Below are 22,984 nucleotides of genomic sequence, written 5' to 3' on the forward strand. Positions count from 1 at the left end.
TACAATTACAAAAATTTGGCTAACGAATCAAACTTCAACTCTCAAGTGTATCGTGCAGGAATGTTTGATAAAATTCTGGGTATAAGCAAAACAGCAAAAGAAGCTGCGAGTCAAGTAATAGCCGAAATGGGTGACGACTTAAAAGCAGAAGCTAGAAAAGCAGCTGAAGCTGAAGTAAACAAAAAAGCTCAGGCAATAGAAAAAAATATATTGAAGTCTGTTAATGAAAATGCTACAAAAGCAGCTAAAGATGCAGCTGAAAAAGCAGTAAAAAATGTAGGACCAGAAGTTGCAGATCTGCTGAAGCCAGAAATAAAGACTCAGATAGAAGAAGCAGTCAAAAAATACAGTGAAGAAAAAATTGAAAGTCTTATAAAGCCTGAAATCACAAAAAAAATAGATGATCTTCTCACTGAACAAAGTGGAGAAGCAAGAAAACTTTTAGAAGGTAAAGTGGATACGTTAATCAAAGATGCACATAGAAATTTGAATGAGAAAATAGATAAGATTGAATGTGAACTTACAGAAGCAAAATCTCATATCTTAAAAGCTGGTGCAAATAGTCTCCATGAGAGCGCAGAATTATTGTCTCTTATGGCAGAAAATGAAACATGTGCAAACCAAGATTTAGTGTATTTTTAGGAGTTTTTGTACTCGGTTCCTGCTCGGTATACTTAAGTAGCCTTTTCCATGCCAATAAGCCGTAGTTCTTTAACGCTAACTATGGATCAGCCAAGAAAGAAGAGTAGGAACACTTGCTTTAGCAGTATATTTATATAAAATTAAAATAAATTAGAGTAAACAATATTGCTATTTAAATGCTAACAAGATTCGCTCCAAGCCCAACTGGCTATCTCCATGTAGGAAACGTACGAACTGCTCTGGTTTGTTGGATGTACACACGTAATCAAAATGGGAAATTTTTACTCCGTTTTGATGATACTGACCTTCAGCGTTCAGATGTCAAATATATAAATGATATCATAGAAGACTTGAAATGGATTGGTATCAATTGGGATGCAAGTTTTAAGCAATCAGAGCGCTTTGAGCGCTATAACGAGGTATTTTTGCAGTTAATAAAAGAAGAACATATTTATGCATGCTATGAAACAAGAGAAGAGTTAGAAATTAAACGAAAGTTGCAATTAAAACAAGGATTTCCTCCTGTTTATGACAGAAGTGCATTGCTTCTAACTGAGCAAGAGAAAATTCGTTATGAGCAAGAAGGACGAAGACCACATTTTAGATTTAAGTTGGATAGAAACGAGGTTGTTAAATGGAATGATGAAGTTAAAGGCGAAATAAATATTGCAACCAATAGCATCAGCGACCCTGTGGTAAAAAGAGAAGATGGAATGTACACATACATGTTACCTTCTGCTATCGATGATGTTGACTTTAATGTAACCCATATTGTACGCGGGGAAGATCATGTAACTAATACCGCAGTTCAGATCCAAATGATTAAAGCATTAAAAGCGAAAATCCCTACATTTGCTCACCTTCCTCTGCTACATTTTGATGATAACAAGATATCGAAACGAAAAGGTGGGCTGGATATCAAATCCATAAAAGAAGATGAAATTGAACCGATGGCGCTAGTTAGTTATTTAGTAAAGCTCGGAACATCCAATCCAATTGAAGCTTGCGCCTGTATGCAATCTTTGATTGACTCATTTGATATTAAAAAATTTAGCTCAGCATCTGCACAATTCAGCTTGAGTGAAGTATACAAGCTAAATAGCAAAGTTCTGCAACAAATGCCATTTGAAATGGTGCAAGACCGTTTAAATCAAATTGGAGTGGACTCCTCAGAGTTTTGGTATTTTATAAGGAACAATATAGAAAGGTTTTCTGAGGTGGCCAAGTGGTGGAAAATATGCAAATCCGATATAGAGTCTGTGATTCTTGATAAGGAGCTTATAAAAATTGCGTTCAATGTATTGCCTCAAGGCGATTGTAATGAAAACACGTTGTCAGAATGGGTCAAAACTATTCGACAAACAGTGGATATAAAGGCAAAAGACCTATTTACGCAGTTGCGTTCAGCTTTAACAGGAACAGAAACAGGACCAGAGCTCGCTAAATTATTAATTTTTATCGGCAAAGAAAATATCATTGCAAGGTTAAAAGAAAAGTGAAAACCAAGGTGTCCGTTCAGCAGAGTGGCAAAATAGGTAGACAAGATAAATCAAGAAAAAGTGAGTTTACAACAAATGGTGTCATCCAAGTAGCTGACACTGGGATGGCTTTGTTGCATCGCTCTTCGGATAGTAGGTAACGCACAATAAATTTATGAAGCTATCTCAAATTTAGCAAGGGAATGTTCAAAAAAGTGTGTCAAACCGAAAAAAAAGTAATAAATTGATATAAAAAAATGGAGGTTTGACATATGAATCAAAGAATAGCAAATAAAACTACTGGTTTGGTAGACTATAAAGAACTGGAAGCAAATATTCTATCGTCTATACGAGAAGGAAGACCTTTGACAGGAAGAGATGGAGCATTAACACCGTTTATAAAAAAGTTGCTGGAGGTAAGCCTGGAAGGTGAAATAGAAAACCACTTGTCGGCTGAAAGCGAAGAGAATAATCGAAGAAATGGGAGAGACTTTACGTACAAGCGCAGAGCTTTTGACGCCAAGAGATAGGGAAGGAACCACAAATAGTCAAAAAAAGGCAAACAAACCAGAGCTTGAAACGAAGATTTTGAGCACATTTGCCAGTGGTATGGGCTATAGAGATATAGTGTCACATGTTGAGGAAATTTATGATCACAAAATATCGGTGGCAGAGATATCAAGTATTACTGACAAATTTCTGAACACGTTGCTCATCTCTTCCCTCAGGTACACACACATAGTGTACAGATGAACCAACATCTATTCCTGCTGCATTAGATTTCTAATTTACTTTTTGTTTTTGCCATCTCAAGTTCCTCCTTATATAATTTCTAATGTAGAAGCACTTTAGCTTGGAACGGTTGAATTATACGCTCTTCTAATCGAGGTAGTCTCAAAGACTCCATCAGTGGTTTCTCCAAAACCACGCTCCTAAACTGGCACTTAAGCACCATTGGTCAGTCGGTTATAACTGCAGAAGTACTTCTTGATAAATTATATATAGAAATTGCTATGGAAGCGAAGAAATAGTTTCTTTCCGGTTTAACAAGATTTTTTTCTTGTTCGACGCTCCTAAGAAACTCTTTCAATTAATGACCTTCTGTTTTTCTGGAGAGCTGCATAAAACTTCTGAGTGAAGTCATTTAATTTTTACACATCTATTGTAGAGTAAGAAGAGCCGAATTTGGGACAAAAATGCTAGCCGATGCTTGGACTTTACTGACACTTACACTACTTGAAACTATACTTGGTATAGATAATTTAATCTTTATTTCTCTAGCAATAGATAAGGTACCAAATGCGCTGAGAGAAAGAGTGCACCTTATGGGTCTTGGATTAGCGCTATTAATGCGTTTTGTAATACTATTTTTTACATCATCTATATTGTCAATGCAAAAACCTATATTTCACGCTGCATCGCTGGATATCTCAGTAAAGGATTTACTTATGATTACAGGAGGGTTATTCCTTATTGTTAAAAGCTCTATGGAGTTATGGAACGACATTTTTGTGCGTAAGGAGAATAAAACAAAGGCAAACGTTAAATCAAAATTTTTTTTAGTTGTGCTACAAATTATATTAATAGATTTAGTTTTTTCGGTTGATTCGATATTAACTGCTATAGCATTAACTCATAACATGGTAATAATTGCTACAGCATTTACATTTTCCATATTAGCAATGATATTTTTGTCAAGTTATACTGCTAAATTAATCAAATCTAACCCAGGGTTGAAAATAATCGCCATTTTATTTATTTTATTTGTTGGTATGTACCTCATACTTGATGGACTTCACATAGAACTACCAAAAGGATATTTGTATTCTTCATTTATGTTTGCATTGCTTGTAGAAGTTGTAAGTGGCATGAGGAAAATGTAGCAGATCTCTTTGAAAACTATTCTGCATAAAGCAAAAATCTAATTGTCATTCCAGCGCGTGGCACTTTTGCTGAGGTACTTTCTGTTTTTATTATGGAGTATAGGAAGAAGACCTCGTTACCCAGATTCTGCCACCGGTGAGGTTCACAAAATGTGATGACTTCGTATAGGAGTTTGAAACCTGCTCCTGAAAATCGATTTCGAAGGACCTTCCTTCATCTTCAACAAAGCTTCTCACAAACATTACTTTGTTTGTTACTGCAGCACACAATTGTTTTTTTGGATCTAGCCTGGCAAGTTAATAATAATTTAACTAATTACAATTAAAACAGCTATAAGGTTAATTATGAGGCAAAGATGACAGCACAAAATTTGGTAAATGGAACGATCTTGACAAGTGCTACGTTGAGATAAGTTTTGCATAAAAATACTGCTTTTACGGTGTGGGGCTAGAGGGTAGAGCTGCATTCCAGCACGTAGCACTGGAGTGCAGAAATTTTTGATCTATGGTAAGGCAACAGGATAACAAAAAATTGACTTATAATGCAGAATATTTTGCTACTATATTTGTATGGCTTTTAGATTAAGAAATATCTTTTTAATATTACTGTTAACTAACTTACTTACTGGTTGTTTTGCAACAATGTTCTCCGGTCCTATGCAAACAATTCAAATGAAGGTAGTAAATGGTGAAGGTAATTTAATAGAAAGAATCAGATGTGTTGTACGTGATCCATCTGGAACGAGCCATTCTATCACATCTAATCCTGAAGCAGTGGTTATTCAGCGAGGTTTAGGATTATTATCTATTGATTGTAAAAAAGCGGGTTATGAACAATTACATGTGATGGTGGGTGAAAGTTTTAATAAGGCTACTTTATTAAACCTGTTATGGTTGCCTGGCTTTGCTACCTATGCAGTTACTGGAACTTATAAACAATATCCATCGCACTATGTTATAACCATGGAAAAGTCTGATTCATAGCAAAAAAATGCTCAAACGTAGCGGTCCAAAAAAATTAAAGTCTATAATAGAAAATTATGCATTAAAATGCATGAAAAATAAGATTAGCAAAAATGAAATACGTCTGATTTTAAACTGGCAAAATATAGTAGGGAAAGAAATAGCAGAGTGTACAAAACCGAAAAAAATCTCATATGCACAGAATATAAATTCGGGTGTGTTGCATCTGGTAGTAACAAATGGCAGTAAAGCATTGGAAATTCAGCATATGATTTCTCTTATAATAGAAAAAATTACGATATTTTTTGGTTATAAAGCAGTATATGGTATAAAAATTAAGCAAGAGAGTATTGACTATTTGACTATATAAGGTAATCTAAGTACATAGAATAATTTGGTATATTGAAGTGAGTAGAGTTTGTGAATTAACAAATAGAAAAAAATCTTTTGGTAATAAGGTATCACATTCGAATCGTAAAACAAAGCGTACCTTTCTTTTAAATTTACATAAGGTTACGTTGACAAGTGATATATTAAATAAAAAGTTTAGATTTCGTGTGGCAACAAGAACTTTGAGAACTATAGATTACAAAGGTGATTTGGATGCTTTTTTGCTCAATACAAGAACGATTAAACTAAGTGAGAAAGCGCAGAAGATAAAAAGAAGGTTGAAAAAAGTTTTAGTAAAGCAAGAGGTAGAGTTAGCCGTTTCAGATGCATAGCAAACCTCCATGGCTCAGAGCAAAAGCTCCGACCGGTGAAGTATTCAATGAAACTTTAAACATCGTTAAACTGCATAACTTACATACGGTATGTGAAGAAGCTGCATGTCCAAATATTGGTGAATGTTGGAATAAACGTCATGCTACTGTGATGATTCTTGGTTCTGTTTGCACTCGTGCTTGTGCATTTTGCAACGTTGCAACTGGCATTCCTGATAAACTAGACCCTCATGAACCAGAAAATTTAGCAAAAGCAATAAAAAAGTTAAACTTAAAACATGTTGTCATTACCTCTGTTGATCGTGATGATTTACCAGATGGTGGCGCAAGTCAGTTTATACAGTGCATAGAAGAGATTAGAAAGATAACTTCAGAAACAACAATAGAGATTTTAACTCCTGATTTTTTAAATAAGAAAGGAGCATTTGAAGCAATTGCTGTTGCATCACCTGATGTCTATAACCACAATATTGAAACAGTGCCGAGATTGTATGCAAAAATAAGACCACGAGCTCGCTATTTTCATTCACTATATTTGTTGAAGATGGTAAAGCAGATTAATCCTAAAGTTTTCACAAAGTCAGGGCTTATGGTTGGTCTTGGAGAAACAAAAGAGGAAATACTTCAGGTTATGGACGATCTGCGCAGTGCTGAGGTTGATTTTATTACAATTGGTCAATATCTACAACCAACTCCAAAACATGCAAAACTTGATAGATATGTCACTCCAGAGGAATTTGAGCATTATAAATACATTGCTTACTCCAAAGGTTTCTTAGTGGTTGCATCAAGCCCACTCACTCGGTCATCATACCACGCCGAAGAAGATTTTAACAGGCTCAAGGCCTGTCGTTGACATTTGCGTTAATTCAAATTAATTTTTACTAATTATAAAGGAGTTTTTACGTAATGTCTACTATAAAAATCAAGAAGAAATCGCAATTAGTTAAAGAGGTATTCGACTCCGTAGCAAATCGCTACGACACCATGAATGATATAATGAGCCTAGGAATGCACAGATTATGGAAAGATAAAATGGTAAATAGTGTGCATTTTATAAAAAACTCTCAGGTTTTAGATGTTGCTGGAGGAACTGGAGATATAGCAATAAGAATAGTAAGAAAAGAGCCAAGTGCTAAGGTTACAGTGTGCGATATAAATCAAAATATGCTAAGCAGAGGACGTGATAAAGCTATAAATTCAAACCAAATTAATTTTGATTGGGTATGTGCAAATGCAGAAAGTTTACCATTTGAAGACTCCGAATTTGATTATTGCACAATAGCTTTTGGCATTCGAAATGTTTCTGACCGCAAGAAGGCTTTAAATGAGGCGCACAGGGTATTAAAACCACATGGAAAGTTTATCTGCTTAGAATTTGCCCCTATGCACTATCAAAATGAGATATTTACCAAACTTTATGACTTATATTCATTTAAAGTAATTCCTCAAATTGGCAGCATAGTTGCTAAAGACAAGAGTTCTTATGAATATTTAGTGAAGAGCATCAGAGAATTTCCAACTCAGGCTGATTTTAAAATGGAGATTGAAGAGGTAGGTTTTAAGAATGTTGAGTTTCATAATATGAGCTATGGAATAGTGGCATTACACATTGGAACAAAATGAATATTAAACTCTGGTATAGAACGCTGGATTATTATCTCATCCTTCCAGTGTTTTTTTTGCTCACTATAAGCTTCATTCTTGTTTATTCAGCAAGCCCTGTAATTGCGCAGCGTCTTTTTCTACCACAGGATTATTTTATACGGCGCCATACAATTTATATAGTCCTGTCACTAATTACCTTGGTGACATTTTCTTTTCTCAACACAAGAACTATACTTAACCTCTCGTTCGCAGGTTTCATTTTATTTACTATTCTAGTAGCAATTGCGATAATACTTGGTATAGAGGTAAAAGGTGCGAAACGATGGTTACATATTGTCAAAATTTCTGTTCAACCATCTGAGTTCGTAAGGCCATTTTTTTCTGTTGTTATAGCTAGTATCTTGGCCAGCGGAATGAAGTTTAAAATGCACATATCAATCATAATATTTCTGTTAGTTTTTGTGTTGTTACTTTTGCAACCTGATTTCAGTATGTCCATGCTTTTAACATATTCTTTTATTGGTCAAATGTTTATTGCATGTATACCATTTTTATACTTTCTATGCATAATAGGAATGGCCACAACTGGAACTACAATAGCTTACTTATGCCTCCCACATATAAAGCAAAGGATTTACAATTTTGTCTTTTTTACGCAGCGCGATAACTTTCAAGTCACAAAATCATTAGAAGCATTCAAAAGAGGTCAATTAACCGGAGTTGGACCTGGTGAAGGTAGCGTAAAAGCCTCTCTTCCTGATTGTCATACAGATTTTGTGTTTTCTGTTTTAGCAGAAGAATTTGGTTTGATTACGTGCTTAGCTACATTGATGTTATTTGGTATCATTTCCGCCCGCTTGCTTTACGTTGCATATAGGGAAAATGAATTATTTAATCTGTTAGTGATTCTCGGTATCTCAATGCAATTCATCACACAATTCATAATAAACATAGGAGTAACATTGAGTATTTTTCCCACCACCGGCATAACCCTGCCACTACTTAGCTATGGTGGCTCTTCTCTTTTATCTTCAAGTATCGCACTTGGCATAATGTTATCTTTCAGTAGAAATCAAGCTATTGCTTCGAGAGCGTTGGAAAGTATGCTAACCAATTACAACGTTATACCGCCTTATCTGAGATCCCGCTAACAAGTAGCGGAATGACGGTAAACCTAGATTACTTTAGCTATAATTATTAAGCTGCACCTGCCGGATTTGGTGATTTCTGACTATTAAGAAACTCTGCCCTAGCCTCAGTAAATTCAGTTGAGGGCCCTGAAAAGAACATAGCTTTTATTGCACAGTATGCACAATATAATGCAACAGCAGCCATAACTGCTGCAAGAGTAGAACACCAAACTTTACCTATGTATGCGTCTGCAGCCCCAGAAACCAAGGCAATGCTACTTACTGTAGTTAATAATGTAGCACATCCAAACCGGAATGCTTTCTTATAATTAATAGCGCCAAATAGTTTTCCAATACCACTGTCAGGATTAACAAGGTCTATTGGTTTTTTGCCACTTTGATCCTTCGAATCTGGATCAGCACCTCTCCTTAAGAGCAATTTCGCGATTTCAACACTATCATTCTTGTAATATTTGCTACACAAGTAATGCAATGGTGTTCTACCTTGATTATCCTGTATATTAGAACTAACACCTTTATCTAAAAACCCCAGTTGCGGATTAATCAATATAGTAAAATCTAGAAATACAGGGCTTTTTAGGCTTCATGGAATATGAAACTAATGTGGAAAAGACGTGCACCAAGAAATTTATTGGAGACCTGTGCCTTGAATGCTCAAGCTCAAGTCTGTCTTTTAGGTAGCCAAAAACTGTTTCAATAATCGACCTTTTTCTTAAAAAAATCTTTTCTTCAAGTAGCATTAATGTGTTTTTCATACCTTTTTTTACTTTGGTAACGAGTTTTAGTCCTCTATCGAAGAGTTTTGCAAAGAGCTCTTTCTTTATATAGCCCTTATCACCAAACAAAAGACCAGTCAGTTTTTCAGTTAATTTTGGTACTGGTTTTCTGTCGTCAACGTTACCTTTAGTAAGTGTAACTCCTTGAATTTCACCTTTTTCATTAATTACCATATGCAATTTAAAACCAAAAAACCAGCCATATGTAGTCTTTCCAAGCTTTGCCAATCCTTTGAAAACTTTGTTTCTTGAGATTCTTTTTGGATGGCAAACAGCGATAGATGTTGCATCTATGTACGAAATCCCTGTCATTTTCGACTGCTCACATAGCCATTGCAAAAGTAATGCTAAATACCATAAAACCCTCGGTTTTAGCCTAATAAATCTACTATATGTTGGCAAATTTTGAAACTCAGATCCATATAGTGCTTTCAAATAATATGTATAGAAAGATTTAAAGTCCTCACATCTAGATTGTTGATAAAGTAAAATTATAGTAAGAATTTCAGAATGCGTAATCTCTGGCGTTCTGGTAGGTTTTTTACTGTTTGGCAGGAGTTTTTCTGCGAAATTTTTGTTTATAGCCTTGCAAAAATCGTCTACAAAGCAAAATAATTCTGTTACATTTTTATTCATGGGTAACCTCTCTACTTTTTGATAATATGTTTCCGGAGTTTACCCTATTTCCCTATCTTTTTCACTGACTTCTAATCCGCAACTGGGGTTTATAATGCTCTCTATAAAACGCTTTATGTAATAGAACATCGCCATATTCGTCTCGTATATTAGGATCAACATTACGTTTCAAAAGTAGCTCTACAGCTTTATAACATCCAGAAAGAAACAATGTATGCAACAGAACGTCACTATTTCTATTCAGATCGGCACCATGTTTCAAAAGTAGTTCTGCGGTACTACAATGCTCCCCAAAAAGTGCTTCATGCAATGGGATTTTACCATTTTCATCTTGCATATTAGGATCAATGCCTCTTTCTAAGAGCAGTTTTACAATAGACTTCTTTCAAAATTGAGGGAGAGAGAGTAAGATCAAGTATTTGGAAGCATGAAATATAAGGAAATAGAAAAGTTAGAAGGAGAAAAGTTTCGACGTTTAACGGGGGTAAAAAAATCAACATTTAAGAGAATGGTAGAAATTCTAGATGAGGAGGATAAAAGGAAAAAAGCTAGAAGTGGAAGAAAAAGCAAACTTTGTATAGAAGATAGATTACTTATGGCACTGGAATATATGAGAGAATATCGTACATATTTTCATATAGGACAAAGTTATGGCATGAGTGAAAGCAACTGTTTTAAAATAATAAGGTGGGTAGAAGACACATTAATAAAACATCCAGATTTTGCATTACCAGGAAAAAAAGATCTATTAAATAGTAATGTAGAATACGAAGTTTTGGTAATAGATGGAACTGAAACAGCAGTAGAAAGGCCAAAAAAAAGCAAAAGCGCTTTTACTCTGGAAAGAAAAAAAGGCATACTATAAAAACACAAATAGTAACAGAGAAGAAGAGTAAAAAGGTCGTATGTACATCTTTCTCCAATGGTAGAAAACATGATTTTCGGATGTTTAGAGAATCAAAGATAGCAATATTACCGCAAACTAAGATCCTAGCTGATTCTGGTTACAGAGGAATGCAAAAGATACATAAAAATGTTGAATTACCACATAGAAGATCAAAAAAGAATCCTTTATCAAAGGAGAAAAAAGCAGAAAATAGATCTCTCTCTATACGAAGAGTGGTAGTTGAAAACGTAATCGGCTTATTGAAAAGGTTTAAAATCATTTCTGACAGATATAGAAATCGACGAAAACGTTTTGGCTTAAGATTTAATTTGATTGCCTCTATTCACAATAGAGAGCTCCTTTCATGAATTTTGAAAGAAGTCTAATGTTATCACGTCCTCTAGAACACGCCTTATGCAACAGAAATTCACCATTTTTACTTTGTATACTAGGATCTACGCCATGTTCTAAGAGCAGTCCTACAATGTTATCACACTCTAGATCAAACGCTTTATATAGTGGAAATTCACCATTGCTATAACATACATTAGGATCTGCACCATGCTTTAAAAGTAGCTCTACGGTACTACAATGCTTCCAAGAAAGCGCTTCATGCAATGGAATTTCACCATTTTCACCTTGCATATTAGGATCAATATCTCTTTCTAGGAGCAGTTTTACAATGTTATCACGTCCTCTAGAACACGCCTTATGCAACAGAAATTCACCATCTTTACCTTGTGTATTAGGATCTACGCCATGTTCCAAGAGAAGTTCTACAATGTTATCATACTTTAGATCAAACGCTTTATATAGTGGAAATTCACCATTGCTATAACATACATTAGGGTCTGCACCATGCTTTAAAAGTAGCTCTACGGTACTACAATATCTCCGAGAAAGCGCTTCATGTAACGGAAATCTACCATATTCATTTTGTGTATTAGGATCAACACCTCTTTCCAGGAGCAGTTTTACAATGTTATCACGTCCTCTAGAACACGCCTCATGTAACAGAGACTTACTCTTTTCGCTCTGTACATCAAGATCTGCACCATGCTTCAAGAGCAACTCTACAATGTTACCATATCCCAAATGACATGCTTCATATAGGGGAAATCCAACAACTATATCACATATATTAGGATCAGCGCCATGTTTCAAGAGCAAATTTACAAGATTGGAATTGCCGGAAGAAATAGCAAAAAATAACGGTATACCATTTTCAGAGTGCTTTTCATTAATGTAATCACCAAATCTTTCATACTTATTGCTCTTGAACTTAGAAAAGAGCTTTTTCAGAGATGCTATATCCTGCTCACGGAGAGCTTCATGTAAATAAAACTTTAAATCTTCAGGAGAATTAATTTCATCTAAATTTTCATCGGTTAGGTTTGTAACCTCTTTTGCATCTTTTCCAGTCAGAAGCTCATATGCAACATTTATTTGTTTACACTTCTCCTCATTTTGTTTTTGCACACCCTTACTTGCACCTGAATGTTTATCAGGATGATATTCAAGAGCTAATTTTCTATATGCTTTTCTAATTTCGTATTCACTTGGATTATCACTTGGATTAAAGCTCAATATTTCTAAAGCTTCTTCTTTATTCATTGTAACTACCCCTTACTAATAGCGAACTATATTTGAGCTTGAGCGTAACACAAAATTTCAAAAAGTAAAGTTTTTTATGTTAAGCTGCATAACTGCACTGGGTAGGATGAAAGTAGCTGACATTGGGATCTAAATTTTTTATATGAAACCATTATACTTGTAGGCTCAAGTTCCTCACATAGTGAACAAAAAAGTAAATGAGATCCCAGTGGGTATCCTCTCTGGCTTTCCTAAGTTTGCTCACAATCTTGACACATATGTTTTTTTGAACATTGCCAAATGTTACTATCTTCCTCCTTTTCCTTTTTCAATTTGTGCAACCATTTCCTTAACACTTACTTGTGTGGAAGGAGGATTTTTGCTCACATGGGGTTTCGGATCAGATTTTGCTGTTAGGTGATTCATTGCAGATCTTTTATTTCCTGTTGGAGATGAATGAGATTGTTTTTTCTTCACACTGATATCTGCTTGTACTGCTGGAGTGGTTTTGTTTTCAGCAAGCTGCATATTTGCATTTTCTTTTGCTTGATTTTGCTCAAATTTTTCTTTTAATGCCTTTACTTTACTGCCCCTCTCGCGATTAGCTCCTCCTTTCATAGTAACTGCTGCTACTTTCGGTATCGCCTTACCAGCAGCTTTTTGTGCTGATTTCCTATTGTCTTGATTTTCAGATCTTAGTGGTACTGTAGGGTTACTTTCAGCTGCTACTACTTTTGGCTCTGTGCTTACTTTTTGGCCTAGATTTTTAGGCTTTGGCAGTATTGTAGGTTTACCTTTAGCTACCACTTTTGGTTTTTGTCTAACTTCTTGACCAGTGGTAAACATTTTTTCTGGTATTGGCGGTGCTATTGATGGTTTTGGCAATATTGGAGGTTTAGACTGTTGTTTTTGTTTACGTTCTTTTTTTGCTTTTATATGTTCTTTAGAAACTGTTGCATAAATTGGCTCTTCTTTGGACGATTTTGAACTCTGCGAATTTTCTGTTGGAATTTTGCTTTGATAATTTGATATTTCTTCATATTCAGACGATTCACTCAATGGACTTTCATAGCCTGAATCCTCAGAAGGATTTTCCTTAGCATCAGGTATACTAAAACTATTAGCTCCCTTTAGTAAAGAAGATGTAGACTTTGTCTTGCTTTCTCCATCTGAGGATATTTCTGGTACCTTCCTCGAATCTGGAGCAGCCGGAGGTGCTGTTGTTGGCCGCCTCACGCGATTACCACCTAATTTTTCTTTTGGCTGTTCTTCTTTTCGCAGCTCAAAAGTACCTTCCTTTTGTTTTCTACCTTCCAAACTCACTCCGTGTGATCTATCTTTTCCTTGACTCTTTTCACTTTGCTTTAAATCTAAAGGTTCTTTTAAAAGATTATTTTTTCTTAATTCTTTTTCTAATTGTTCTAAGATATCAATTTTTTTTAAAACTGTTATATACTTAGCTGCTGTTTCTAAAGTGAAACTTGACAACTCATTATTTACAAAATCACTTATACTACTGTTCTTGGTTGAAAAAATTTTTTCCGAAACTTTATTCATTAATGTTTTTAAAATACCTAATGGCGGTTCTACATAGTTATTCAAGTCAGTATATATAACAAATTCAGCTATACCTTTTGCCTCACTTGTAAAACCCTCTAATGCATGAGATAAATCCTTTAACGTTTTGTTATATTGTTTCTCTGCATTTCCTAGCTTTATAGCTTCTATCAAGGAGTCGAAATTTTTTTTATAGTTCTCATTTTTTAATATATCATTCATACTAATTCTAGCTCATTATTTATTTAAATATAGATCTAAAATATTAAGATCTAGTAAATATTGCTTTTGTAACTCATGTACAACTATAGCTATAATAAGTAATACAGCCGCGGTACCTCTAGATCCCGCTGCGGGATGACGAATTGCTATGCCGCCACGAACCGTCATACCGCGGTTCATTCGCGGTATCTCTTAGCCGCTAACAAGCAGCGGGATGACGGTTGTCGTTTAGCTATAAATGTTTAAGAAATTTACCAAATGAAAAAAAAGGCAAAAGAAGCCCTAGTCATTGTCTATTTTCAGTATTGGCGTTTTTAAAGTCTTAAACACTGCAATTTAGCTGCTTTTAAACGCAACTAACTTAAGCTATAAATGTTTAAGAAATTTACTAAGCAGAAAAAAAGGCAAAGAATCCCCGGAGTAGCTAGTTATTCCACTCTTTATTTTAAAATTTGACGTTGGGTGATGTCTTAAACGCTTTATAAGCGCTTTTCAGCTTATGTGGGTAAAAACCCAAAATTTTTATAAAGACATAGTATGCACATAGTGCAAAAATTAAACAATAGTACGCCAAATACAAGTCTTCTTGTCATTTTAATCTGCACAGATTGGGAAGTTAAATAATATAGCTTCAATTTCATGATAAGGGGGCTGGCGGAGGATGTCAAGGAATTTTTATGGCTGCGCTGACATTTGTTACTCAAACAACAGTTATGCAAGAGATCTCTAAGCTAACAATGGACCACTAGATATATTACTAATCACGTTGACCTGATTCAATATTTTATTAGTGGGATTGAAATAATTTTCTATAAATTCCTTATATATAGCTGTTAACTTGTGTATATCGTCTACTAATACGCATTCGTTTATCTGATGTGCAGTTTTGTTGGTTATACCAAATTCAATCACTGGACAAACATCTTTGATAAACGCAGCGTCAGATGTGCCACCACTTGTGCTCAGCGCAGCGTCAATACTGGTAACTTTATTTATCGCATCAAGCATAATATCAATATTCCTATCGGGAGTAGAGAGGAAAACGTCCCTGCTGCTATGCATAGAAAGCTTATAATCGTTAGTTACACTGGAGCATATTTCATCAATCAGCTTATATAAGCCACCCGGTGTTTGTTCATTGTTATATCGAATGTTAAAACGTGTAGTTGCTGAACCAGGTATTAGATTGCTAGTATTATTTCCAACATCGATAGTAGTAACTTCGCAATGTGAAGGCTGAAAATATTTATTACCATGATCAAAAGTAGTATTTTTTACCTTACTCAATATCGATATTACCTTATATATTGGATTATCTGCTAAGTCTGGGTAGGCAACGTGCCCTTGTTTTCCATGGCAAATTAATTCAAATGTTACAGAACCTCTTCTGCCTATTTTTATGGTATCACCTAATTTCTCACTACTGGTTGGTTCGGCAACTACACAAAAATCTATCTTTTTCTGCTTACTTTTCATCCATTCCAAAACTGCCTTTGTTCCATATTCTTCCGTGCTTTCTTCAGCACTGGTAATCAATGCACTTATCGAACCATTGAATTGAAACTTCTCTACAATTAAATTTGCCATAGCAGCAATAAACGCAGCTACTCCGCTTTTCATATCAGCGGCACCTCTTCCATATAGCATTCCATCTCTGACTTCTGGATTAAATGGACCAAATGCCCAATCTTTTAACTGACCCGGTGGTACAACATCAACATGCCCAGCAAAGCACAAATTTGGTACTCCGTTTATATATTTCGCATAAAGATTTTTAACTTTAGTTCCATCATCACCAAATTCTAAAATCTCACAGTCGAAGCCACTTTTCTTGAAGATTGTTGCTATATGTTCTATTGCCCCGCCGTCCCTTGGTGTTATACTCTCAAAAGAGATCAATTTCTTAGTTAGCTCTACAGGGTCAATTTTCATGTCAATCTTAAAATACTTATATTGCTATATTGTAAACACTCTATGCATTATTTAAAACAAATATTACATCAAGCTGAACAAACTTTTCTAAGGGAAGTAATAACAGATTACCACCTTGCTGATGATATCTATGAAATATGCACACGACACGGAAATGACATCTTTCTAGTTGCAGATGGAAATACAGCAAAACTTTTAAATAAAAACGTATTTAATAAAATTTCTCATTTAATTATTCCAGCCCCACCTGTCATTCCGGTGTCACGCGCTGGGATGACACCAGGTAGAGAAATGACACCAAGCAGAGCTGCCTCTCTTGAAACCGTAAATCTAGTTAGAAACAAAGCAAAAGACAGTGACTTAATAGTTGCATTTGGTAGCGGCACTGTTAACGATATCTGCAAATATGCAAGCTACCTCGAGAAAAAAGATTATATATCGTTCCCAACAGCCGCTTCCATGAATGGATATACATCCGCAAATGCTTCAATATTAGTAAATGGATATAAAAAATCGTTCGAAGCACATCTTCCAAGAGCGATATATATAGATATAGACATACTTACCAATGCACCACTGCGCCTTACATTAAGCGGATTTGCAGATTTCATTTGTCGTTCAACAGTTCAGGCTGACTGGCTACTATCTCATTTGTTGCTTGGCACAGAATACAATGAATTACCTTTTACACTTGTTCACGATTTGGAGCAAATTTTGCTAAGAGAATATACGGCGCTTACTAAAAGAAGTAGAAAAGTGGTCCTATTACTTATGGAAGTTCTACTAATTTCAGGACTTGGAATGGTAATATCAAAAGGCAGCTATTCTGCAAGCCAAGGAGAGCATATGGTAGCTCACGCAATGGAAATGGTAACAAGAGATCATTCCTCACTACATGGCGAAAAAATTGCTGTTACGACGATTACCATGGCTAATTTGCAGGAAAAGATATTATCAATACAAAACCCGATTATCAAACCGACCACTTTAGATGTAAAACATGTAACTCAGTGCTTTGATAATATCGAATTTGTAAGAACTTTTGAACAGAAGCAAATTATGCAGCAAAAAATCCAAGAGATTATTTGTAAAGAATGGACTAATATTTCCAATTTAATTAAGCAAAATTTACTACCTGCAAAATACCTGCAAAAAATATTTGAAGATCTATCAATTCCACACTTACCAGAGCACCTCAGTTGGAATAAAGAACAATATTGTAAAGTGGTCAATCTTGCGTTTGCAACAAGAGATAGATTCACCTTTCTTGACTTAGCTAACTGCATAGAAGAAAGTTAAGTTTTGTAGTGAAATTCTGTCATTTAAAGGGATCATAGGCCAAAAGCTAAACCTTTTCACAATCTCCTATCCATTAGACTTCTTTCAAAATTCATGAAAGGAGCTCTCTATTGTGAATAGAGGCAATCAAATTAAATCTTAAGCCAAAACGTTTTCGTCGATTTCTATATCTGTCAGAAATGATTTTAAACCTTTTCAATAAGCCGATTACGTTTTCAACTACCACTCTTCGTATAGAGAGAGATCTATTTTCTGCTTTTTTCTCCTTTGATAAAGGATTCTTTTTTGATCTTCTATGTGGTAATTCAACATTTTTATGTATCTTTTGCATTCCTCTGTAACCAGAATCAGCTAGGATCTTAGTTTGCGGTAATATTGCTATCTTTGATTCTCTAAACATCCGAAAATCATGTTTTCTACCATTGGAGAAAGATGTACATACGACCTTTTTACTCTTCTTCTCTGTTACTATTTGTGTTTTTATAGTATGCCTTTTTTTCTTTCCAGAGTAAAAGCGCTTTTGCTTTTTTTTGGCCTTTCTACTGCTGTTTCAGTTCCATCTATTACCAAAACTTCGTATTCTACATTACTATTTAATAGATCTTTTTTTCCTGGTAATGCAAAATCTGGATGTTTTATTAATGTGTCTTCTACCCACCTTATTATTTTAAAACAGTTGCTTTCACTCATGCCATAACTTTGTCCTATATGAAAATATGTACGATATTCTCTCATATATTCCAGTGCCATAAGTAATCTATCTTCTATACAAAGTTTGCTTTTTCTTCCACTTCTAGCTTTTTTCCTTTTATCCTCCTCATCTAGAATTTCTACCATTCTCTTAAATGTTGATTTTTTTACCCCCGTTAAACGTCGAAACTTTTCTCCTTCTAATACCAATCTCCACTAATAGATAGACAAATAGTAAAAACTACAAATAATTGAGGCTAGAAAGAATAAATATGTAGTTTATGGCAGGAAAAAGTAAAGCAATAGGAGAAGAACTATATAATCAATGCAAGTTAGAATTAAAAAAATATGGAATAAGAGGAGAGATAGGAAGAAGGTTACAAGCAATAATATCAGCAAAGGAGTATGGTATCTCAAAAGTTGCTAAAATATATAGAATTACGAGAACGACATTAATGAAATGGATTGCAAGATTTAAAGAAAAAGGTGTTATTGGGTTTGCAATACAGCCAGGGCGAGGACCTAAACCAAAACTGAACGAGGAGAAGAAGGAAAAAATAAGAGAGGTAATAGAAGAAGATGGGGCAAATCTGACTGCTAAAAAATTGCAAGGTATAGTTGAAGGAATGTTAGCTATCAAAGTAAGTGAGTCAACGGCGAGAAGGCTTATGAAGAAGCTAGGATTTACATATATCACACCTCGTCCAGCACATTAGACTTCTTTCAAAATTCATGAAAGGAGCTCTCTATTGTGAATAGAGGCAATCAAATTAAATCTTAAGCCAAAACGTTTTCGTCGATTTCTATATCTGTCAGAAATGATTTTAAACCTTTTCAATAAGCCGATTACGTTTTCAACTACCACTCTTCGTATAGAGAGAGATCTATTTTCTGCTTTTTTCTCCTTTGATAAAGGATTCTTTTTTGATCTTCTATGTGGTAATTCAACATTTTTATGTATCTTTTGCATTCCTCTGTAACCAGAATCAGCTAGGATCTTAGTTTGCGGTAATATTGCTATCTTTGATTCTCTAAACATCCGAAAATCATGTTTTCTACCATTGGAGAAAGATGTACATACGACCTTTTTACTCTTCTTCTCTGTTACTATTTGTGTTTTTATAGTATGCCTTTTTTTCTTTCCAGAGTAAAAGCGCTTTTGCTTTTTTTTGGCCTTTCTACTGCTGTTTCAGTTCCATCTATTACCAAAACTTCGTATTCTACATTACTATTTAATAGATCTTTTTTTCCTGGTAATGCAAAATCTGGATGTTTTATTAATGTGTCTTCTACCCACCTTATTATTTTAAAACAGTTGCTTTCACTCATGCCATAACTTTGTCCTATATGAAAATATGTACGATATTCTCTCATATATTCCAGTGCCATAAGTAATCTATCTTCTATACAAAGTTTGCTTTTTCTTCCACTTCTAGCTTTTTTCCTTTTATCCTCCTCATCTAGAATTTCTACCATTCTCTTAAATGTTGATTTTTTTACCCCCGTTAAACGTCGAAACTTTTCTCCTTCTAACTTTTCTATTTCCTTATATTTCATGCTTCCAAATACTTGATCTTACTCTCTCTCCCTCAATTTTGAAAGAAGTCTATTGTTTCCTCACCTGAGTGGATATACAACTCACTCCAAGTAGCTGACACTGAGTCACACTATTCCACTCAGTGCACTTAGGGCGCTGATTTTGCTAAACATAGTTTAGTTTAAGTGGCTGAGGAGGGACTCGAACCCCCGACCAAGAGATTATGATCCTCCTGCTCTACCAACTGAGCTACTCAGCCTAATTAAAAACCTTATTATACACATGATCTATATGTTTCGTATAATACTTCAAATCAAACAAAGATTCAAGTTTTTCAGAGTTAATAACTTCAAGTAAGGATTTATCTTGTTTCAATTCGGCCAGAAAATCACTGTTGTTTTGTTTCACTTTCATTGCATTGCTCTGAACAATTTTATACGCCTCTTCCCTCGTTAAACCAATATTTACTAACTCAAGTAATACACGCTGTGAGAAAACTAAGCCTTTTGAAGAATTTAAGTTCTTTTCAATGTTTTCCTTATTGATCACCAATTTATCTATCAAATCTGTTAATCGCACTAAAGCAAAATCCATTGTTATACAGGCATCAGGAGCAATGCATCTTTCCACAGATGAGTGTGATATATCACGTTCGTGCCACAATGCAACATTTTCTAACGCAGGAAACACATAGCTGCGTATTAAACGTGAGAGCCCAGTTAAATTTTCACTTAAAATAGGATTACACTTATGCGGCATAGCAGAACTCCCCTTTTGCCCAGTGGAAAAATATTCGGAAATTTCTCCAATTTCAGTTCTTTGTAAATGACGAATTTCAACAGCAACATTTTCTATTGAACTTGCAATCACTCCAAAAACTGAAAAGAATATGGCATGTCTATCACGAGGAATGACTTGAGACGATATGGTTTCAGGTATGAGTCCCATTTCTTTCGCTACATACTCTTCAACAAACGGATCAACATTTGCAAAATTACCTACTGCACCTGATATTTTACAAATTGAGATCTCTTTTTGCGCGCTAATTAATCTCTGATAATTGCGTTTAAATTCAGCATAAAATCTAGCAAATTTTAATCCAAGAGTTGTTGGTTCTGCATGCATTCCATGACTGCGCCCAACACAAACAATATCTTTATAGTCCTCAGCTTTTTTTTTAAATACTGCAAGTAAATTTTCTAGATCCTTAAGTAAAATATCACATGATTCTTTCAACTGCACCGCAAGGCATGTATCCAAAACATCAGAACTTGTCATTCCATAATGAAGATAACGAACATCAACTCCCGCTTTTTCAGCAATATATGTTAAAAAAGCTATAACATCATGTTTCACAATGGATTCAATTTCGTTGATGCGTTCAACATCAAAATCAATAGCACCGGAAAGCTTCTGAGCAATATCCTTAGGGACAATTCCTAGCTTTGCTTGAGCTTCGCACGCTAATCTTTCTATTTTGAGCCATATATTAAATTTATTATTTTCTTCCCAAATGGAAGACATTTCTTTTCTGCTATAGCGGGGAATCATTTTTGATTTATTCCAATAATGGTGTCATTCCAGTGCGTGACACTGGAATCCAGATATAAAAGTATTTGCAAATTATTCAATGGACAACGGATTCTAGAAGCATAAAATAATGTCCATGACGAAATAAACTGGATCCCAGTGTCACGCACTGGGATGACATGAGGGGAGCACTGGGGTGACACCAGCTTAGCCATGGCAGACATTTTTTTACGGCTATAGCGTGGGATCATCTTTGATCAGCTATCATCACCATCAGTAGCTTCTTTATTCGCATCTTGCTCTGCCTGTTGTTGCTCAGACTTCTGATTTTGCAATTTTACTTGCCTTAGCTCATTTGCATCTGTTTCGGATTTCACAACGTATATAGTAATTGGTACTACTACTTCACTATGTAATTCTATGTTTACTTGGTATTCACCCAAGTTTTTGATGCTTATTCCACCAAGAGATAAACTACGATGATCTATCACATGTCCTTCTTGTAGTAAAATTTTCGCAATTTCACGTGTTGTTACAGAACCAAAAATTTTACCATCCTCTGAAGATTGCTTTATTAATACCACAAACTTATCATGTAGTGACAATGCAAGCTCTTTTGCTACATTTAATCTTTTTATATTCTCTTCTTCCAGTAATAAACGTTGCTCCTCTAGCTTTGTTAAATTTTCCTTGGTAGCTTTCACCGCTTTTCTTTGTGGAAAAAGAAAATTACGTGCATAACCTGGTTTAACTTTGACAACTTCACCAAGCTTACCTAAAGTCCTTATATTTTCCTTTAAAATTATCAACATAAATTACCTAAACTTTTTTAGTACAGTAAGGAACAAGAGCCAAAAAACGTGCCCTTATGATCGCTAAGCGTAACTTCCTTTGTTTTTTTGCACATACGCCTGTTAATCTTCTAGGTAATATCCTACCATAGTCAGAGGTAAACTTGGATAATAAATCTGTATTCTTATAATCTATATCTTCATCTTTAGACGTAGCAAGAGGGCAAACTTTAGAACGCCTAAAGCCAGTCCTATTATTTACAGATACGTAAGAATTATTAAAACTATTTCGTCTTTTCATCATTATGCGCTTTGCTCCTCAATTTGTTTATTCATCATATAAGATTTACCTTCAAAAAATTTATCAACCTGCACAGACAAGTGGCGAATAACGTTCTCATTAAGTTTCATTCTACGCACAAATTCATCCAGAATGCTTGCAGTAGAACTTATGCACATTATACAATAATGACCGCTCTTCATCTTATTTATTGGATATGCAAAATCCAAAAGACCCCAATGTTCATACTTGATTAATCCTGATGCTCCAATGTTTTCCAAAAGCATTTCCAATGCTTTGCTTGATTGAGTTGGACCGTTTATTCTAAAATCTTTCAAAATATCTTGAAAAATCTTTATTAGATGTTCTGAAATATTTCTCTTCAAAGCATTTACTGCGTTATGGACAAACGCACTTTTAGTACTGCCTCCTAGAAATTTTATAAAATCTTGCGTTATTCCTAAATCTTTTAGGTCATCTTTCAACTCTTTATCGATTTTTGACTTCACTTCTTTCAAATTTGAAAGATCTTCTTCCAATTCAACCCATAAAATTTTTGTAAGATCTTCCAAGAAATCAGAGTAAGCAACTAGACCTTCTTTAATGTTTTCAGCACGCGTTTCTAACTCTTGTTTTGTAAGCGTACTATTTTGCTTTTCCATAAGACTCTTAATCTTCTGGAAAATAACATCTGCTTTAATATTTTTCAATGAAACAGCTAGCTCTTGGACCATCTCCTCTACTTCTTGCTGTAACAATCCTTGTTGTGCTATAAAAGTAAATTCATAAAGATTCACTATATCTTCCT

At 34.8% G+C, this 22,984-nt stretch carries 25 protein-coding genes, 1 tRNA gene and 1 pseudogene; 14 read left to right on the forward strand and 13 right to left on the reverse strand.

The genetic code is table 11. The features are described from left to right. Nucleotides 1-15: 15 nt before the first annotated feature. The 11 genes and pseudogenes from NBW37_RS00755 (at nt 16) to NBW37_RS00805 (ending at nt 8,447) form a co-directional block, all read left to right on the forward strand. Nucleotides 16-642, forward strand: a complete 627-nt coding sequence (locus NBW37_RS00755) for a hypothetical protein (protein WP_250296536.1) — start codon at nt 16-18, stop codon at nt 640-642. A 176-nt stretch (nt 643-818) separates the two neighbouring features. Beyond that, entirely contained in the window at nt 819-2,141 is a 1,323-nt protein-coding gene (gene gltX, locus NBW37_RS00760) for a glutamate--tRNA ligase (protein ID WP_250296537.1), read from the forward strand. Continuing rightward, complete coding sequence (locus NBW37_RS00765) at nt 2,138-2,281, forward strand: hypothetical protein (protein ID WP_250296538.1); 144 nt, start codon at nt 2,138-2,140, stop codon at nt 2,279-2,281. Before gltX ends, NBW37_RS00765 begins: the two co-directional genes overlap by 4 nt. Before the next feature lie 111 nt (nt 2,282-2,392). Further along, a pseudogene (locus NBW37_RS07830) lies at nt 2,393-2,822 on the forward strand (transposase); the annotation flags it as partial. A 494-nt stretch (nt 2,823-3,316) separates the two neighbouring features. Next, nucleotides 3,317-4,003 (forward strand): TerC family protein, encoded by a 687-nt coding sequence (locus tag NBW37_RS00775; protein ID WP_250296539.1) that lies wholly within the window; start codon nt 3,317-3,319, stop codon nt 4,001-4,003. Between the two features lie 570 nt (nt 4,004-4,573). After that, a complete protein-coding gene (locus NBW37_RS00780; RefSeq protein WP_250296540.1) occupies nt 4,574-4,987 on the forward strand; it encodes a hypothetical protein in 414 nt (137 codons plus the stop codon). Nucleotides 4,988-4,994: 7 nt separating this feature from the next. Beyond that, on the forward strand, nt 4,995-5,336 hold the full coding sequence (locus NBW37_RS00785; protein WP_038250610.1) for a DUF721 domain-containing protein: 342 nt from the start codon (nt 4,995-4,997) through the stop codon (nt 5,334-5,336). A gap of 37 nt (nt 5,337-5,373) precedes the next feature. Beyond that, nucleotides 5,374-5,688: a 50S ribosomal protein L28 gene (gene rpmB, locus NBW37_RS00790; protein WP_006279619.1), complete on the forward strand. Its 315-nt coding sequence runs from the start codon at nt 5,374-5,376 to the stop codon at nt 5,686-5,688. Next, nucleotides 5,681-6,544 (forward strand): lipoyl synthase, encoded by an 864-nt coding sequence (gene lipA, locus NBW37_RS00795; RefSeq protein ID WP_250296541.1) that lies wholly within the window; start codon nt 5,681-5,683, stop codon nt 6,542-6,544. The genes rpmB and lipA overlap by 8 nt, the downstream gene beginning before the upstream one ends. 53 nt (nt 6,545-6,597) lie before the next feature. After that, nucleotides 6,598-7,314: a bifunctional demethylmenaquinone methyltransferase/2-methoxy-6-polyprenyl-1,4-benzoquinol methylase UbiE gene (gene ubiE, locus NBW37_RS00800; protein WP_250296542.1), complete on the forward strand. Its 717-nt coding sequence runs from the start codon at nt 6,598-6,600 to the stop codon at nt 7,312-7,314. Next, entirely contained in the window at nt 7,311-8,447 is a 1,137-nt protein-coding gene (locus NBW37_RS00805; RefSeq protein WP_250296543.1) for an FtsW/RodA/SpoVE family cell cycle protein, read from the forward strand. Before ubiE ends, NBW37_RS00805 begins: the two co-directional genes overlap by 4 nt. A 46-nt stretch (nt 8,448-8,493) precedes the next feature. On the opposite strand, the gene NBW37_RS00810 is transcribed toward NBW37_RS00805, so the two are convergent. The 3 genes from NBW37_RS00810 to NBW37_RS00820 form a co-directional block, all read right to left on the reverse strand. Beyond that, complete coding sequence (locus tag NBW37_RS00810; RefSeq protein WP_250296544.1) at nt 8,494-8,994, reverse strand: hypothetical protein; 501 nt, start codon at nt 8,992-8,994, stop codon at nt 8,494-8,496. Then, nucleotides 8,987-9,859: an IS982 family transposase gene (locus NBW37_RS00815; RefSeq protein ID WP_250295817.1), complete on the reverse strand. Its 873-nt coding sequence runs from the start codon at nt 9,857-9,859 to the stop codon at nt 8,987-8,989. Before NBW37_RS00815 ends, NBW37_RS00810 begins: the two co-directional genes overlap by 8 nt. Before the next feature lie 61 nt (nt 9,860-9,920). Next, entirely contained in the window at nt 9,921-10,235 is a 315-nt protein-coding gene (locus tag NBW37_RS00820; RefSeq protein WP_370273155.1) for an ankyrin repeat domain-containing protein, read from the reverse strand. Nucleotides 10,236-10,286: 51 nt separating this feature from the next. Here NBW37_RS00820 and NBW37_RS00825 point away from each other — a divergent pair. Continuing rightward, a protein-coding gene (locus tag NBW37_RS00825) for an IS5 family transposase (RefSeq protein ID WP_250295841.1) occupies nt 10,287-11,113 on the forward strand; the annotation gives its coding sequence in 2 pieces (ribosomal slippage) (nt 10,287-10,674 and nt 10,674-11,113; 828 coding nt in all). Here NBW37_RS00825 and NBW37_RS00830 read toward each other — a convergent pair. The 3 genes from NBW37_RS00830 to dapE form a co-directional block, all read right to left on the reverse strand. Further along, nucleotides 11,085-12,359 carry an ankyrin repeat domain-containing protein gene (locus tag NBW37_RS00830; protein ID WP_250296546.1) on the reverse strand — a complete coding sequence of 425 codons (1,275 nt, stop codon included), beginning with the start codon at nt 12,357-12,359 and terminating at the stop codon, nt 11,085-11,087. The genes NBW37_RS00825 and NBW37_RS00830 overlap by 29 nt on opposite strands. A 285-nt stretch (nt 12,360-12,644) precedes the next feature. Next, on the reverse strand, nt 12,645-14,117 hold the full coding sequence (locus tag NBW37_RS00835; RefSeq protein ID WP_250296547.1) for a hypothetical protein: 1,473 nt from the start codon (nt 14,115-14,117) through the stop codon (nt 12,645-12,647). A gap of 726 nt (nt 14,118-14,843) precedes the next feature. After that, nucleotides 14,844-16,049 carry a succinyl-diaminopimelate desuccinylase gene (gene dapE / locus NBW37_RS00840; protein WP_250296548.1) on the reverse strand — a complete coding sequence of 402 codons (1,206 nt, stop codon included), beginning with the start codon at nt 16,047-16,049 and terminating at the stop codon, nt 14,844-14,846. A 42-nt stretch (nt 16,050-16,091) separates the two neighbouring features. On the opposite strand from dapE, the gene NBW37_RS00845 reads away from it, so the two are divergent. Beyond that, nucleotides 16,092-17,348: an iron-containing alcohol dehydrogenase gene (locus NBW37_RS00845; RefSeq protein WP_250296549.1), complete on the forward strand. Its 1,257-nt coding sequence runs from the start codon at nt 16,092-16,094 to the stop codon at nt 17,346-17,348. 91 nt (nt 17,349-17,439) lie between these two features. Here the strand turns inward: NBW37_RS00845 and NBW37_RS00850 are convergent. Continuing rightward, a protein-coding gene (locus tag NBW37_RS00850) for an IS5 family transposase (RefSeq protein ID WP_250296550.1) occupies nt 17,440-18,248 on the reverse strand; the annotation gives its coding sequence in 2 pieces (ribosomal slippage) (nt 17,440-17,879 and nt 17,879-18,248; 810 coding nt in all). A 71-nt stretch (nt 18,249-18,319) separates the two neighbouring features. Between NBW37_RS00850 and NBW37_RS00855 the strand changes: the two genes are divergently transcribed. Beyond that, entirely contained in the window at nt 18,320-18,754 is a 435-nt protein-coding gene (locus tag NBW37_RS00855; protein ID WP_250296551.1) for a helix-turn-helix domain-containing protein, read from the forward strand. A 14-nt stretch (nt 18,755-18,768) separates the two neighbouring features. Here NBW37_RS00855 and NBW37_RS00860 read toward each other — a convergent pair. The 6 genes from NBW37_RS00860 to rpsF all read right to left on the reverse strand — a co-directional run bounded on the left by NBW37_RS00860 (nt 18,769) and on the right by rpsF (nt 22,973). Further along, nucleotides 18,769-19,595 (reverse strand): IS5 family transposase gene (locus NBW37_RS00860; protein WP_250295841.1). Its coding sequence is split into 2 segments (ribosomal slippage): nt 18,769-19,208 and nt 19,208-19,595, totalling 828 coding nucleotides; the frame shifts between segments, so codons are not numbered across the junction. Between the two features lie 166 nt (nt 19,596-19,761). After that, nucleotides 19,762-19,834: transfer RNA gene (locus NBW37_RS00865), tRNA-Met, on the reverse strand. Beyond that, nucleotides 19,834-21,126, reverse strand: a complete 1,293-nt coding sequence (gene purB, locus NBW37_RS00870) for an adenylosuccinate lyase (RefSeq protein ID WP_250296552.1) — start codon at nt 21,124-21,126, stop codon at nt 19,834-19,836. The genes NBW37_RS00865 and purB overlap by 1 nt, the downstream gene beginning before the upstream one ends. Nucleotides 21,127-21,362: 236 nt before the next feature. Further along, on the reverse strand, nt 21,363-21,917 hold the full coding sequence (rplI, locus tag NBW37_RS00875) for a 50S ribosomal protein L9 (RefSeq protein ID WP_250296553.1): 555 nt from the start codon (nt 21,915-21,917) through the stop codon (nt 21,363-21,365). A gap of 7 nt (nt 21,918-21,924) precedes the next feature. Further along, nucleotides 21,925-22,200 carry a 30S ribosomal protein S18 gene (gene rpsR, locus NBW37_RS00880; protein WP_064125330.1) on the reverse strand — a complete coding sequence of 92 codons (276 nt, stop codon included), beginning with the start codon at nt 22,198-22,200 and terminating at the stop codon, nt 21,925-21,927. After that, nucleotides 22,200-22,973, reverse strand: coding sequence for a 30S ribosomal protein S6 (rpsF, locus tag NBW37_RS00885; RefSeq protein ID WP_250296554.1), 774 nt, complete (start codon nt 22,971-22,973; stop codon nt 22,200-22,202). The genes rpsR and rpsF overlap by 1 nt, the downstream gene beginning before the upstream one ends. Nucleotides 22,974-22,984: the final 11 nt, after the last annotated feature.

The organism is Wolbachia endosymbiont of Oedothorax gibbosus, assembly GCF_936270145.1.
In the GTDB taxonomy this organism is placed as follows: domain Bacteria; phylum Pseudomonadota; class Alphaproteobacteria; order Rickettsiales; family Anaplasmataceae; genus Wolbachia.

Coding starts and splice junctions, on each gene's coding strand:
- lipA (WP_250296541.1), top strand. CDS start 5,681: ATGCATAGCAAACCTCCATGGCTCAGAGCAAAAGCTCCGACCGGTGAA.
- rpsR (WP_064125330.1), bottom strand. CDS start 22,200: ATGATGAAAAGACGAAATAGTTTTAATAATTCTTACGTATCTGTAAAT.
- gltX (WP_250296537.1), top strand. CDS start 819: ATGCTAACAAGATTCGCTCCAAGCCCAACTGGCTATCTCCATGTAGGA.
- ubiE (WP_250296542.1), top strand. CDS start 6,598: ATGTCTACTATAAAAATCAAGAAGAAATCGCAATTAGTTAAAGAGGTA.
- NBW37_RS00815 (WP_250295817.1), bottom strand. CDS start 9,859: ATGAATAAAAATGTAACAGAATTATTTTGCTTTGTAGACGATTTTTGC.
- dapE (WP_250296548.1), bottom strand. CDS start 16,049: ATGAAAATTGACCCTGTAGAGCTAACTAAGAAATTGATCTCTTTTGAG.
- purB (WP_250296552.1), bottom strand. CDS start 21,126: ATGATTCCCCGCTATAGCAGAAAAGAAATGTCTTCCATTTGGGAAGAA.
- NBW37_RS00845 (WP_250296549.1), top strand. CDS start 16,092: ATGCATTATTTAAAACAAATATTACATCAAGCTGAACAAACTTTTCTA.
- NBW37_RS00805 (WP_250296543.1), top strand. CDS start 7,311: ATGAATATTAAACTCTGGTATAGAACGCTGGATTATTATCTCATCCTT.
- NBW37_RS00775 (WP_250296539.1), top strand. CDS start 3,317: ATGCTAGCCGATGCTTGGACTTTACTGACACTTACACTACTTGAAACT.
- rplI (WP_250296553.1), bottom strand. CDS start 21,917: ATGTTGATAATTTTAAAGGAAAATATAAGGACTTTAGGTAAGCTTGGT.
- NBW37_RS00785 (WP_038250610.1), top strand. CDS start 4,995: ATGCTCAAACGTAGCGGTCCAAAAAAATTAAAGTCTATAATAGAAAAT.
- NBW37_RS00780 (WP_250296540.1), top strand. CDS start 4,574: ATGGCTTTTAGATTAAGAAATATCTTTTTAATATTACTGTTAACTAAC.
- NBW37_RS00830 (WP_250296546.1), bottom strand. CDS start 12,359: ATGAATAAAGAAGAAGCTTTAGAAATATTGAGCTTTAATCCAAGTGAT.
- NBW37_RS00855 (WP_250296551.1), top strand. CDS start 18,320: ATGGCAGGAAAAAGTAAAGCAATAGGAGAAGAACTATATAATCAATGC.
- NBW37_RS00835 (WP_250296547.1), bottom strand. CDS start 14,117: ATGAATGATATATTAAAAAATGAGAACTATAAAAAAAATTTCGACTCC.